The following is a 14987-nucleotide window of genomic DNA, read 5'->3' as shown; positions in this document are numbered from 1 at the left end:
TGCTGCTGGAAGAATGATCTTAACAGAATCATCCTATATAGTATAACTCAGGAAGGTAGAGAGGGTCAGCTTTGTAATTTATACACTCTTGCTTCGAAAGGACGCAGAATTTCTTGTACTGATGACTCATCAGGGTAATTTCCAATGATTAAATCAGTAACGTTGCTCAGCTCAGCGGAGAGATCAACGTTTTGGGGAGCCTCGCTGAAGTTCAACAGGATCAGCCATTGTTCATCCTCTAAAGTTCTGGTATAAGCATAAATGTTCTCATGATCAGGCAGCAGTAGCTTGTATTCTCCATATACCATAATCGGATTCTTTTTGCGTAAAGCAATTAGTTCCTGGTAGTAGTAGAAGATTGAATCAGAATCAGCCAATGCTTGCTCCACATTAATGTCCTTGTAAATCGGATTCACTTTGAGCCATGGTTCACCCTCTGAAAATCCAGCATTAGCAGATGCATCCCATTGCATTGGGGTACGGGCATTGTCCCGGCCTTTGACATGGATAGCGTTCAGAATCGTATCATGATCTGCGCCACCCTCAGTTACCTTTTCACGGTACATATTCAGAATTTCAATATCTTGATAATCTTCCAGCGTTGTGAATTTTACATTCGTCATCCCAATTTCTTCACCTTGGTAAATATAGGGGGTACCTTTAAGTGTATGTAGTAAGGTAGCGAGCATTTTGGCAGATATTACGCGGTACTTCCCATCATCACCAAATCGTGAAACCATACGCGGCTGGTCATGATTGTTTAAGTACAGACTATTCCAACCCTTGTCAGCCAGACCTACCTGCCATTTATGAAGTATGTCTCGCAGCTTGGTTAATGTCCATGGGGCTACATCCCATTTGCCTCCTGGGCCGGAATCTACGTCCATATGCTCGAATTGGAATACCATTTGAAGCTCTTCGCGATCTTCGTCTGTGTAAAGAACGGCATCCTCTACCGAAGCCCCTGGCGTTTCCCCGACGGTCATAATGTCATAGCCCGAAAGGACCTTTTGGTTCATTTCATGTAAAAACTCATGGACCCGGGGGCCATTCATAAAGTAATCGCCACCCCAAGCAAGTTCTTCTGGCGCCTCACCCTCGATTTGAAAGGAAGGTAGCCCTTCCGCTTTAGAAATCAAATTAATTACGTCCATCCGCAACCCATCCACACCTTTGTCGAGCCAGAAGGTAACCATCTTGTATAATTCCTCGCGAAGCTTTGGATTGTCCCAGTTGAGATCCGGTTGCTTGCGTGAGAACAGATGTAGATAGTATTCACCGGTTGATTCATCTAGTTCCCAAGCCGGACCGCTGAAGATGGAACTCCAATTGTTCGGGCGTTCGCCATTGGGTCCACCTGGACGCCATATGTAGTAATCACGGTACGGATTATCCTTTGACGAACGGGACTCTACAAACCATTGATGTTCATCAGAAGAGTGGTTGATTACAAGATCCATCATTAGCTTAATGCCACGATCATGCAGTCCTGCCAGTAGTTCCTCCCAGTCTTTTAGCGTGCCGAATTCATCCATAATATCTTCATAATTGCTGATGTCATAACCATTATCATCATTTGGCGATTTATATACCGGTGACAACCAAACTACATCGACACCGAGCTTCTGCAAATAATCCAGACGTGAAATGATGCCTTGCAGATCACCAATACCGTCACCATTACTATCTTGAAAGCTACGTGGATAGATTTGATAGACGACAGCTTCCTTCCAAAAGGTTCTTTTCATTAATAATCACTCCTTATATAAGTTATCCATTTAGGAAAAAAATAAAGAGACCCAAAAAAGCTATTAGCTTCAAGGGTCTCATGTGGTGTCGGTTTATACTGTGACGGAATTGCTGTCAGCAGTGATGCTGCTTAGTCCGTTCACGGTATATTCTTTGTCATAGATAGTAATAGAAGCTGGAATATCAGTTTCATTCGTAACCGTAACCTGTGCGTCCGAAACGCTTACTTTTAGACGGGAGCCGCGGAACATGATTTTGAAAGAGTACGCTGTCCAGTGACCTGGGTTCGATGGGCTCAGAGCCAGTCTGCCATCATGAACACGTAATCCGCCGAAGCCATGTACGATTGACATCCAAGTACCGGCCATACTAGTGCTGTGTAAGCCGTCTTCGGTATCATTGTTATAGTTATCAAGATCCAGTCTTGAAGTACGCAAGTACATTTCATAAGCCTTATCCTTATATCCTAGTTCGCTGGCTAGAATAGAGTGGATACAAGGGGATAGGGAGGACTCATGAACAGTGATCGGCTCGTAAAAGTCGAAATTCTGCTTTTTGGTATCAAGATCGTAACGGTCCCCTAGGAAATATAATCCCTGCAGAACGTCCGCTTGTTTAATGAAGCAAGAACGAAGGATACGATCCCAAGACCATTTTTGGTTTAGTGGCAAGTTCTCAGCTGCCAGATCCTTGACTTGAATAATCTCTTTGTCTAGGAAACCATCTTGCTGCAAGAAGATACCCAGTTCTTCATCCGCAGGATAATACATTTTGGCAATGATATCATTCCATTTTGCGGTTTCGCTCTCTTGGAGTCCTAGTTTGTCAACTAGTTCTGCATAGCGCGTGGACTCGTTCTTTTTCAGATAATCCAAGGCTTCTAAGGTATATTCCATTGTCCATGAAGCCATCCGGTTGGTGTACCAGTTATTATTTACGTTATTTTCGTATTCATTAGGTCCCGTTACGCCAAGCATCACGTATTTGTCTTTACGATTTGCATAGTGAACACGTTCTTCCCAGAAGCGGGAGATCTCTACTAGAACTTCAAGGCCATATTGACCAAGATAAGCTTTGTCTCCAGTGTAGTTCACATAGTTATAAATCGCATAAGCAATGGCACCGTTACGGTGAATTTCTTCAAATGTAATTTCCCACTCATTGTGACATTCTTCGCCGTTCATTGTAACCATCGGGTACAATGCGCCTTTTGCGAAACCAAGCTTGCGAGCATTCTCCTTAGCCTTCTCCAAATGCTTGTAACGGTAGATCAACAGGTTGCGAGCAATAGAAGAGTCCGCAGTACTGAGATAGAAGGGAACGCAATACGCCTCTGTATCCCAGTAAGTGCTGCCACCGTATTTTTCACCAGTAAAGCCTTTAGGTCCGATGTTCAGACGGTCATCTTCTCCATTGTAGGTTTGGTTTAGCTGGAAAATATTGAAGCGAATCGCTTGTTGTGCGGAAACGTCACCTTCAATAATGATGTCGCTTTCTTTCCACTTCTCTCTCCAAGCTTCTATTTGTTCTGTCAAAAGGGTTACAAAACCAGCTTCCTTAGCAGCTTGCAGAGCAGTTTGAGCGGCATCTACCAATTGTCCAAGACCATGATTACGCGAGGTAACGTTGGCAACATATTTATAAATGACGATTTGATCACCAGATTGTACGGATACATTCATTTTGCTAGCTACATATTTCTCTTGTTCAATGGCTTCAGCTTCAGCATTGACCTTCTCACCGTTGACAAGGATATCAAAAGCCATATCAGAGGTTACATGGAAATCGAGTTTTTTAGTCTTAAGGGTGAGGTGCCCCCCTTCAGTGCCTGCTTGCTTCTCAACTTCATTCCAGAACTTCTCGTCATAGTTGGAGTCCTTGTTCTTTACATCACCGTCGAGATAAGGAGTGATCGTAATCTTGCCTGAGAAATTAACAGGAATGATAGAGTAACGAATAGCACCGATTTCTTGACGAGTCATGCTGACGAAACGGATACTCTCAACTTTAACTTCCTTACCACCTTCGAGTGTAGCAGTGAAGCTACGGGAAAGCGTACCTTCCTTCATGTTAAGGACACGGCGGAAATCGGAAACCGTGCATTTAGCAAGGTCTAACGGAGTTCCTTCAATGTCGATGTTAATACCGATCCAGTTTGTACTGTTCAGTACTTTAGCAAAATATTCAGGATAGCCGTTCTTCCACCAGCCGACCCGTGTTTTGTCAGGATAGTACACGCCAGCCATGTAGCTGCCTTGCAGGCTACTTCCACTATATTGCTCTTCAAAATTAGCTCGACCACCCATAAATCCGTTGCCAAGGCTAAATACACTTTCAGAGATTTCTTGTGTCTGTGGATCAAAGGATTCTTCAATAATGGACCATTCATCAATTGTTAAATATTGTTTCACGATAACCGGCTCCTTTAAATATGTTGTGGGGATATATAATGAACAAATCATTCTTCCATTAAAATTCCGGTGGTATAAGTGCGACTGCGAGGAATCTTTGGACTTTCGATCGCTGTTATAATCAGATATCTATATTTTAGCCGCGTTTTGCGGATGAAATCTGATTATAAAGGCGAACGCTACGCTTCTACAGTTCCAAAATTCCTCTCCGCCACCTCATCACCAGAAATCTAATGATTAATATTTAGTTCATTTGATTGTAGTTTAGATGCAGCAGGGCGAATCACATTAACACTTTCAGTTGATTAATGTTCGTTAGACTTTAAGAAAAAGATTCTTTGAGCTGAGACACACTCATATGAGCGAGCGATGGAACGACGATGTTGGCCGCTTTGAGCGTTTCTGGTGAACCAATTCCAACACTGAACATTCCAGCACGTGACGCAGCTTCAATTCCTGCTTCTGCATCTTCGAAGACAACACAGTTTTTAGGATCAGCACCAAGTGCTTTAGCTCCTAAGAGAAAAACTTCCGGATCAGGTTTAGCAGCACTAGTGTGTGTGCCATCGATGATCGCATCAAAGTAAGGGGTCAATCCGGTATTGTTTAATATCGTCATTGCGTTCTTACTAGCAGAACCGAGGGCAACTTTGATGCCATTCTCACGGCACTCTTTCAGAAAATCAAGCGCACCTGGCAAAATCTCTGAGCTATCCATCTTCGCAATATATTCGACATAACGATTATTCTTCTGTTCCGCAAGTTTAGCTTTCTCTTCTTCATCGATAGTTAGTCCGCCGATTTCCAGCAAAATGTTTAGCGAGGCAGTTCTGCTGACTCCTTTAAGGCGTTCATTATCTTGTTCTGTGAAGAGAAATCCCAATCCATCTGCAAGCTCTTTCCATGCGATATAATGGTATTTGGCAGTGTCAACGATAACACCATCCAAATCGAATAAGCAGGCTTTAATTTCAGTCATTGTTGGTACCTCCTAAAAAGTTGTGACAGTATCGTGATCCGTTGCTAATCGTATCTGGATTTAACTTCGATCGTATAAGCTTGCTTAAGATAGTTAAGTTTATCCTAACCTTAGATTCGAATATTCACCCTAAAAAGAACTGAATAAAGACGTTTTAATGATTTAGCGCAAACGTTTGTACAGATTTCCAAAAAATAAATGAAGCGTTTGATCGCTTCACTTATTCATTCGGTTTTGTTCTTAGCATGAGAGTACATGGATGACTCTCTCACGATCAATCGATGTGGAATAACAAATCGGTTTGTGTAACCAGCATCGTGATTCGGACTCTTGATATTCTGAATAAGTACCTGAGATGCAGTGTATCCAAGATGGTAAATTCCAATATCAATACTACTGATTGGAGGACTGGATAATTCAGATAATGGAATATTGTTAAAGCTCACAATAGCGAGATCGTCAGGCACTTTGTATTTCAGTTCATTCAATCCGCGTAAAATTCCGAACGATACCATATCATCCACTGCAACTAGTGCAGTAGGCCGATTAGGCAAATTCATGAAAAAAGACATCGCTCTATATCCGCTATCCTGTAGAAATTCACCTTCTACAATCCATTCATCACGCATTTCAAGACCGCTATTCAGCAATGCTTTACGGTATCCTGCGAGACGATCGCGAGAAACAATTAGATTCGGCGGTCCACTTACGAAGCCAATACGTTCATGACCCATCGAAATGAGGTGGTTTGTAGCATCATATGCTGCCATCACATTATCGTTATCGACAGATAAAATATTCTCATATCGATCACTTCGGCCTACCAGCACGAATGGATAATCGTTACTCTCAAGAAAATCAATAACAGCATCATCCGTACGAGAGTACAGGAGAATAACACCATCTACTCGACGACCCTTTAGAAGTCTTGAAACGGCTTCCAATTCTTCCTTCTCGTTTGCTCCTGAGCTAATTAGCACATCGTAGCCGGAACGGCTAGCTTGTGTAACGATCCCCCGGATTAATTCCATAAAAAATAGGTTTGAGAACAGCTCTTCAGCTGGTTTAGGAAGACTGAAGCAGATACTGTTTGTAGTTTTCGACACTAGACTCTTAGCCATCATGTTAGGTGTATAGCCCATATCTTCCATAATAGCTTTGACCTTGCGGGAAGTTTCCAGGCTGATTCTGGGGTGATTGGACAATACCCGGGATACCGTGGAGGGAGATACTCCCGCTTTCTTGGCCACATCCTTAATGGTAACTGTCATAGAAACCTCCTTATGGAACCGTTTGCTTTACACAGTAATATTAATCTAAGAGTTCTAAATTGTAAATAGATAAAGTCATTTGGAAGGGCAATATTGCTACTTTTGGAAAGAGTATTAGAAATTTATGTGTAAAATTGTTTGTTTTCACCAAAAAAGTATGAATGATTTAGCAAGATTGATCTTAATATGTATAAAAGATATCCAATTTCTTCGAAAAGAGTATTTCGTAAATGCAAACGTGTGGCTTAAATTTTGTGAAATACTTGATAAAAGTATAAATTAAATTCGATTCGTGGAATGGAATTAAAGAACTTTCAAAAAATCGGATCAATCCTAATGGAATTATCAGGCTTACTTTTCTTTATTTTTACTTTTATGAGAAATAGAGTTTGTTCAATACATAAAAATACTGGTTGACAATACCATAAATACAGCATTAGTATGTAAATCAAAATATAGCAAGCGTTTACATTGGGTAAATTTGGGTCGGTGTTCGTTCTGCTTAAGAAGAATTTTATGTACTTAGGTTTGTGCACGGCTAGTTGCAAACGTTTGCACAGATTTTATGTTTTTTTGTTGATCGTTTACTTTGATAAGGATGGTGGTGCCGTTAATCCGGTTTGACGAGCCGTACACATAGACCTTCTCCAACTATAGAAGGAAGACGCATGATTTCATAACCTCAAAATAATTGGCGGGGTTCGAGAAGTTATGTATCCGCTTGCACAAAGGTAATTTCATAATCATGGGAGGTTTTACAGAATGAAAATAACTTTATGGGGTAAGAGGACGTTCGCGATCTTCATGATCGTTGCTCTCGTGTTCTCCAGTCTTGGATTACACCCAGCTAGTGTTTCTGCAGAAACGACAAAGGTGGTTTTAGTCGGTGATTTGCAGTCAGAGTTAACACCCGGTGGGGCGGAAAATCCCGGTAAGGATTGGGATGAGAAATCAGTAGTCACCCAAATGACCTACTCAGATAATGGTCTATATTCTTTTACCGGGACTCTGCCAGCGGGAGAATATAACTATAAGATTGCTCTGAACGATAGCTTTGACGAGAGTTACGGTTACGGTAGTTATACCAATCCTAATGGAGTTAATAATAAAGGCGATATCCACATAAAGCTAGAAACAGAAACGGCTGTAACCTTTTATTATAATGACACTACTCATAAAATAGCTGATTCTACGTACTACTCTCCAATTGCTGCGGATAAGCTGCCAAGATTGACAGGAAACCTGCCAGCAGAGGCATTGTCCACGTTATCAGATCCTGATTTTGATGGAGTGTACAGTACGGTTGTTAGTGTGCCGCAGGGAGATTACACATACAAGGTTTCCGTTCCGGGAGCCACAGAAGCAGAGGATATATCTTATCCAGAAAGCGATCTAATGTTGAACCTACCGGTAGATCTTCAGGTAACCTTCAAGTACAACACTGGAGATCATAGTGTAACTGCAGAATATAAAATTCCTTCGGGACCTGTAGAGGTTACACCTGTTCCAGCAGGGCATATTCGTGTTCACTACAAAGCTAGTGATTACTCTGATAAGGGATTGTGGCTATGGGGTGATGTTGTAAGCCCTTCTGTTGATTGGGCTATGGGTGCGACTCCTTTTCCTGATGGACAAATGGATTCCTATGGAGCATATGTTGATGTGCCGATTAAGGATGGAGCTCAGAAGATCTCATTCATCGCGCTTAAGCGTGCAAGTGGGGAGAAAGACGGAGGAGACAAGAACTTCTCGATTAGTACTCCACAAACTAATGAAGTATGGATCACAGAAGGCTCTGATGTAGCTACGCCTTATGAACCGGTTAAGCTTCCGGCAAATACTGTTCGGATCCACTATATGAGATCTGATACTAATCATGATCAGTATGGATTATGGCTGTGGGATGACGTGTCCACACCTTCGGATACACTTGGTTCTTGGCCGACTCCTGCGACTCCTTTCAAAGTGGATCAAAAGGATAATTTCGGTGCTTATGTCGATGTTCCACTCATAGAGGGTGCCAAGAAAATCAGCTTTATTGTAATGAAGCCTTCGAACGGAGATAAAGATGGGGACAATAAAACCTTCAGCCTGTTAGATCGTTATAATCAGCTATGGGTTAAAGAAGGAGACAACAATGTGTATGTTTCTCCGTTTGGTGAAACGCCTATCGGTTTAGTTTCCGCAGAAGTGTTATCGACGAGCAAAATCCTTCTAGGCTTCACGTTAACCGACGGCTTGGATGAAGCAGTATTAAAGAATGAGATTACCGTTAAAGATAAAGACGGTGTTGCCATACCTGTGTCTGCTGTAACCATAACAAGCAAAACTTCAATTGAAGTCGATACAAAAGACTTTGATATGAATAAAATTCCGCTTAGCGTTACTTACTCAGGAAAAACGGTCTCAGCTGTTAGTGGTTGGAGAATGCTTGATGAAATGTACAATTATACAGGAGATGACCTAGGGGCTACGTATAACGCTGACAAAACAGCCACGTTGAAATTGTGGGCACCTAAAGCTAGCTCGGTTGTCGTCAATGTGTACGATAAGAATGACTCCAACGTGCTCGTGGGTAGTGTTGACTTAACGAGCGGTGAGCAAGGGGTCTGGTCGGTCAATTTGAAGCCGACTGATCTAACAAAAACTAATGCAACCGATGTAAGAGGATTCTTTTATCAATATGAAGTGACGAATGACGGTGTAACCAATAAGGTCCTTGATCCTTATGCTAAATCAATGGCGGTATTTACTGTGGATACCACAGGTACTGCTGGTGCTGGCGGGGATACAGTCGGTAAAGCGGCTATCGTTGATTTAAGCCAGACGAACCCGGATACCTTTGGTTATGCTGATATTAAAGGCTACGAAAAACGCGAGGACGCTATTGTATACGAAGTTCACGTCAGAGACTTTACATCCGATGTATCGATCGAAGATAGTCTGAGTGGTGAAAGATGGGGCTCTTATAGCGCCTTTGAAAAGAAGCTCGATTATCTTAAATCTCTCGGTGTAACTCATATTCAATTACTTCCTGTAATGGCTTGGTATTACGGGGATGAGACGAAGATGGGGACTAGAGAGACAGACTATTCCGCTAAAAATAATCAATTCAACTGGGGCTATGATCCTCACAACTATTTCTCTCCAGACGGTGCTTATTCTCAGAATCCTGCCGATCCTGAAGAGCGGATTAAAGAATTAAAAGGTTTGATTGACGCCGCACATGAAGCTGGAATGGGTGTCATTCTGGATGTGGTGTACACACACATGTCTAAAAAAGAATTCCTAAACGACATCGTACCTAATTACTATGCGTTCCAAGATGCAAACGGTAACTTTATCGGAGGTTTCGGAAACAATCTGGCCACCAACCATAAAATGGCTGAGAAGCTGATGGTAGATTCTGTGAAATACTGGTTTGAAGAGTACAAGATTGATGGAATGCGCTGGGATATGATGGGCGATGCGACAGCAGAGGCTGTGCAGCATGCTTATGACGCCGCGGCAGAAATAAATCCAAAGGCTCTCTTTATCGGTGAAGGCTGGAGAACATTCGGTGGCGCCGCAGCCGATCCTTCCCTTGCTGGAAAAGGTGCTGATCAGGACTGGATGGATAAAACGGATAGCGTCGGTGTTTTCTCTGATGAATTCCGTAATGAATTGAAATCTGGTTATGGTTCTGAAGGTCAACCTAGATTTATTACGGGCGGAGCGCGTCCAATAGCGACAATCTTTAAAAATATTAAAGCGGAGCCATCAAATACGCCTGCAGATGATCCAGGTGATATCGTTCCGTACATCGAAGCTCATGACAACCTGACGCTGCACGATGTTATTGCACAAACGATCAAGAAAGATCCTGCAATTGCAGATAATGAGCTTGAAATCCAGAAACGGATTAGACTTGGAAACATGCTTGTTCTAACATCTCAAGGAACAGCCTTCATTCATGCGGGCCAGGAGTATGGGCGTACCAAGCAGTGGAATGGAACCACGGTTCCTCAGGATAAATACACTGAAATGTTTGATAGTGAAGGCAAATCATTCGGATATTTCATTCATGATTCTTACGACTCATCGGATGCGGTTAACATGTTTGATTGGACCAAAGCAACGGATGAATCACAATTTCCAGTACAGAACACGACAAGAAAATATACGTCCGGTCTGATGGAATTAAGAAAGTCTACGGATGCATTCCGATTGGGAGACAAGGATCTGGTTGATTCCAATGTTAACCTAATTCCTGCTCCAGAAATGAAGACTGATGATCTTGTCATCGGCTATTCAAACAAAGCGACAGATGGTACTGGCATCTATTATGTCTTCATGAATGGAGATAGCACAGCTAGAACACTAACCTTATCAGAGGATTTGACGAGTGGTCAGGTGCTTGTCGACAATGATGAAGCTGGTGTTACTGCGATTCCGGTTGGTCAACAGAGTGGTTTCATTTTAAATGCTAATTCAATCAAACTAGATCCTTTGACTGCTGTAATTATCAAAAAGGATGCTACGCCAGTAACGCTTACCTCCCTGGAAACAGATAGTGCAAGCTACACGCTGGCAGCGGGCAATACGCATCAAACTTCTGTTTTTGCGAAGTACGATGACAACAGCAGAAGTAATGTTACTCAGAAGGCAACTTACAGCTCCAATAAACCCGAAGTGGCTACTATAACTGATAAAGGTCTAGTCAAAGCGGTTGGGCTAGGAACGGCGACTATTACCATCACGTATGAGGGTATTACTACAACCGTCACCGTTAAAGTTACAGATAAGCGATATGTCCAATTCACTTATACTCGTAGCGACAATGACTATAAGGATTGGAATATCTGGGTCTGGAATACGGGTGCTAAAAATGACCAGATTGATTTTACTACCTTTAAGAATGGCACAGCGAGTGTTCTGATTGAAGTTGCTGAGAATGCGACAAGTGTAGGATTCGTCATTCGTAAAGGTACTGATTGGTCGATTAAGGACCCCTTCGGGGATGACCGTATCATTCCGCTGACACCGGGTGAAGGGTTCACTAAAGTGAACGTAACTAGCGGGGTGAAGGAGTTTGAAATCAAGCCAAGTATTAGCGGCCCAATTCTAAAAGATGGAACGATTACTTTTAGATACCGCGATGATGCCTTGTTCCGTAATGGAAATATGGATGCGATCACGGCTGCTAAAGTAAAAGTGAATGGTACTTCGTACACAATGACTTACGATTCCGCTAATGAGTGGTTCACCTACACGCTGACCGATCTAGTAGAAGGCACGTATAAGTATACGTTCTTGATCACGAAGGAAGGTGTTACTACTGAATTAACGGATCCTAAGAATACGGTGAATAATGAATCAGTTATTGATTATCATCTTCCAGTTATTACGATTACGACTTCCGTAAGTCCGGAAGCAGTGACATCTAATCAGAATGCGGTTGTAACCATCAACGCATCCTCGTCGGAAAATGTAACATATTCTGATGCATACATGGATTTAACCAATCTTGGGGGACCAAGCAAAGTTAAGCTGGATACGGAGCTGATGAAACAGACGGTTGCTGTGAAGGACACGGTATCAGCGGGGATCAAGAATATTCCGATTACGCTCGTGGACCAGTACGGGAATGCACATAAGGAAAATGCTAAACTCGAGGTAAAAGCGAGAACCTACACAGGTGATAAGCTCGATTTTGATTGGGATGAGGCTCGTATATACTTCGCGCTTACAGACCGCTTTAAAGACGGAGATCCAACGAATAATGAGAATGTCGATAAAGATCAACTGGAAGCATACCATGGTGGTGATTTCCGAGGAATGATCAACAATCTCGATTATTTGCAGGAACTGGGTATTAACACACTATGGATTACGCCAATTGTAGATAATATTGATTTTAATAAAGGAGATGGCTTCAAACAATACGGATATCATGGCTATTGGGCCAAGAACTTTACAAAGCTCGACGAGCATCTTGGTGACATGGATACCTTCAAGGAGCTGATCGAGAAGGCACATGACAAAGGCATCAAGATCATGGTTGATGTTGTACTCAATCATACGGGTTACGGTCTAAAGGCTGGGGATACCGATCCAACAATTTCAGCTGAGGATAAAGCACGTTTTGAAGGGATGCTTCGTACGGATGGTGTATCAGCGGATACCGATCCAATCAAAGGTGAGCTTGCAGGCTTGCCGGATTTCAAAACGGAAGATCCAGCCGTTCGTGAAAAAATTATCGCTTGGCAAACAGGGTGGTTAGATAACGCTCGGACGGAACGTGGAGATACGATTGACTATTTCCGTGTGGATACAGTCAAACATGTAGAGGATACGACTTGGAAAGCTTTTAAAAATGCACTGACTGCAATTGATCCAAACTTCAAAATGACCGGTGAATATTATGGCGGAACCATTGATAGCAATGGTGGAATGCTAGGAACAAGTCAAATGGACGGTCTGCTTGATTTTGGATTTAATGATGCAGCGAAAGACTTTACTGATGGTAAAGTTAACAGTGTTGATTCCTATTTGCAGGAACGAGAGTTAAAGATTGATAACACGAAGATGATGGCTCAATTCCTGAGCAGTCATGATGAGGATGGCTTTTTGTCCAATTATGTGGATGGAGACAAAGGCAAGCTGAAAATCGCAGCCGCTCTGCAAATCACAGCCAAGGGACAGCCAGTTATTTACTACGGAGAAGAACTGGGGAAAACGGGCAAAAATGCAGGAGACATGTCTAAAGGTGAGTTCAGTGAGAACCGTAAAGATATGCCATGGGATCAGTTGACTGCAGAGAAGCCACTTCATGATCATTATCAGAAGCTGTTGAATATCCGTGCAAAATACTCCAAAGTGTATTCAAAGGGTACGCGCACGAAGCTGGCAGGTTCAGATGATTTAGGTTATTTGGCTTTCAACAAAACTTACGAAGATGAGAACATCGTAACGGTTATCAACACTAAGACTAGTGAGGTCACCGCAACGATTCCAGTACCGTTTGCTGCCAATTTGTCTGTAAAGGATGAGTACAGCGGTAAAACATACACGGTATCCGAAGATCAACAAGTAATTATTGATCTGCCAGGTAGAGATGATGGGGGGACGGTCATCCTAGCAGAAGTATCGGATGTAACACCGACACCGACACCGACACCGACACCAACACCAACACCGACACCAACACCGACACCGACACCGACACCAACACCGACACCGACACCGACACCGACACCAACACCGACACCAACACCGACACCGACACCGACACCGACACCGACACCGACACCAACACCGACACCAACGGTGACACCAGAAGCAACGCCAACAGCAACACCGTCGCCAGAAACAACTTATGAACCAGTTGCTGTTAGCCCAACAACTCCTTCCAATGCTCAAGTTGTTAGTGAGGATAGCTTAAAGAACGTGAAAGAGGGTAAGGTAGAAATTGTTATTGTTGCAGGTAAGACTGCGGTGCTGTTACCGTTGCAAGCTGCTAAAACGTTGGGATCTAATGATCTAGTGTTTAAATTGGGGGATCTGTTAGTTGCAATCCCTAACAAACTGTTAAGCACAATTCCAAGTTTAGCTTCAGGCATGGACGCGGAAGGTTCTCAGATCTTGTTGGAGCTGAGACCATTGATCCAGTCTGCTACAAAAGCATTAATCGATGGTTTAAACAAAGAGGTGGGGACCGTAACTTCGCTATCCGATGTGTTTGAATTGAGGCTAAGCATTCTAAAGAAAGATGGTACCAGGATTGTAGTTAAGAAGTTCGATGAGCCGATTACGATATCGTTTAAGATTAATGCTCAATCGAATAAAGATCTATTGGGGATCTACTATTTAGGCGATAATGGCGAGCTTGAGTATGTAGGTGGACAGCTGAATGGAGACGTGATATCTGAACAGGTCACACACTTTAGTAAGTATGCTGTACTTGAGATTGTGAAGTCGTTTAAAGATGTTCCGACTACTTATTGGGCATTCCATGCCATTCAGTCTCTTGCCGCAAAACAAATTGTTTCAGGCGTTACAACAACCGAATTTAATCCGAAGAGCAATGTTAGTCGTGCAGAATTTACCGCATTACTAGTTCGTGCACTTGGTTTAAATGCGGAAGGGCCGGTTCAATTTACTGATATCAAGTCAGATGCATGGTATTCATCATACGTAGCAACAGCTTCTAAGCTGGGCATTGTTAGTGGTCGAAGCAATGATACCTTTGCACCGAATGCTTCCATTACCCGTGAGGAAATGGCTATCATGGTGATCCGTGCGCTTGAAGTGAAGTCTGGTAAGAAGATCGAACCAGCAGTGGGTGTCACGACATTTGCAGATGCATCTAGCATTAGCAAGTGGGCAGATAGCTACGTGAAGACTGCAGCAGGTCTAGGGCTTCTGCAAGGCAGAGAGAACAATCAATTTGCTCCAAAAGGATGGATGACTCGCGCCGAAAGTGCACAAGTTATTTATACGCTTCTAAGCAAGTAAGCTCAAATAGAAAACAGGGTATCCCACAGCTATCATAGCTAGTGAGATACCCTGTTTTGTTATGTTTTATACGACCGAAGT

Annotated in this window: 5 protein-coding genes; 1 reads left to right on the top strand and 4 read right to left on the bottom strand. The window is 42.7% G+C overall.

The annotated features are described in order from the left end of the window. Window positions 1–65: 65 nt before the first annotated feature. The 4 genes from UQ64_RS17200 to UQ64_RS17185 all read right to left on the bottom strand — a co-directional run bounded on the left by UQ64_RS17200 (window position 66) and on the right by UQ64_RS17185 (window position 6410). On the bottom strand, window positions 66–1748 hold the full coding sequence (locus UQ64_RS17200; protein ID WP_060624669.1) for a glycoside hydrolase family 13 protein: 1683 nt from the start codon (window positions 1746–1748) through the stop codon (window positions 66–68). Between the two features lie 93 nt (window positions 1749–1841). Next, window positions 1842–4160: a glycoside hydrolase family 65 protein gene (locus UQ64_RS17195; RefSeq protein ID WP_060624668.1), complete on the bottom strand. Its 2319-nt coding sequence runs from the start codon at window positions 4158–4160 to the stop codon at window positions 1842–1844. A gap of 322 nt (window positions 4161–4482) precedes the next feature. Further along, window positions 4483–5139 carry a beta-phosphoglucomutase gene (gene pgmB, locus UQ64_RS17190; RefSeq protein WP_060624666.1) on the bottom strand — a complete coding sequence of 219 codons (657 nt, stop codon included), beginning with the start codon at window positions 5137–5139 and terminating at the stop codon, window positions 4483–4485. A gap of 224 nt (window positions 5140–5363) precedes the next feature. Next, window positions 5364–6410, bottom strand: a complete 1047-nt coding sequence (locus tag UQ64_RS17185) for a LacI family DNA-binding transcriptional regulator (RefSeq protein WP_042186323.1) — start codon at window positions 6408–6410, stop codon at window positions 5364–5366. Window positions 6411–7172: 762 nt separating this feature from the next. Between UQ64_RS17185 and UQ64_RS17180 the strand changes: the two genes are divergently transcribed. Beyond that, complete coding sequence (locus tag UQ64_RS17180) at window positions 7173–14906, top strand: pullulanase (protein ID WP_060624664.1); 7734 nt, start codon at window positions 7173–7175, stop codon at window positions 14904–14906. Window positions 14907–14987: the final 81 nt, after the last annotated feature.

Origin of the sequence: Paenibacillus etheri (genome assembly GCF_001012825.1) — a bacterium.
Taxonomy (GTDB): Bacteria; Bacillota; Bacilli; order Paenibacillales; family Paenibacillaceae; genus Paenibacillus_AQ; species Paenibacillus_AQ etheri.
Note: the sequence above shows the minus strand (reverse complement) of the source record. Positions and strands in the feature narration are given on the sequence as shown.

Bases quoted from the DNA above. Each gene is read 5' to 3' on its own strand.
- UQ64_RS17200 (WP_060624669.1), bottom strand. From the start codon at position 1,748: ATGAAAAGAACCTTTTGGAAGGAAGCTGTCGTCTATCAAATCTATCCA.
- pgmB (WP_060624666.1), bottom strand. From the start codon at position 5,139: ATGACTGAAATTAAAGCCTGCTTATTCGATTTGGATGGTGTTATCGTT.
- UQ64_RS17185 (WP_042186323.1), bottom strand. From the start codon at position 6,410: ATGACAGTTACCATTAAGGATGTGGCCAAGAAAGCGGGAGTATCTCCC.
- UQ64_RS17180 (WP_060624664.1), top strand. From the start codon at position 7,173: ATGAAAATAACTTTATGGGGTAAGAGGACGTTCGCGATCTTCATGATC.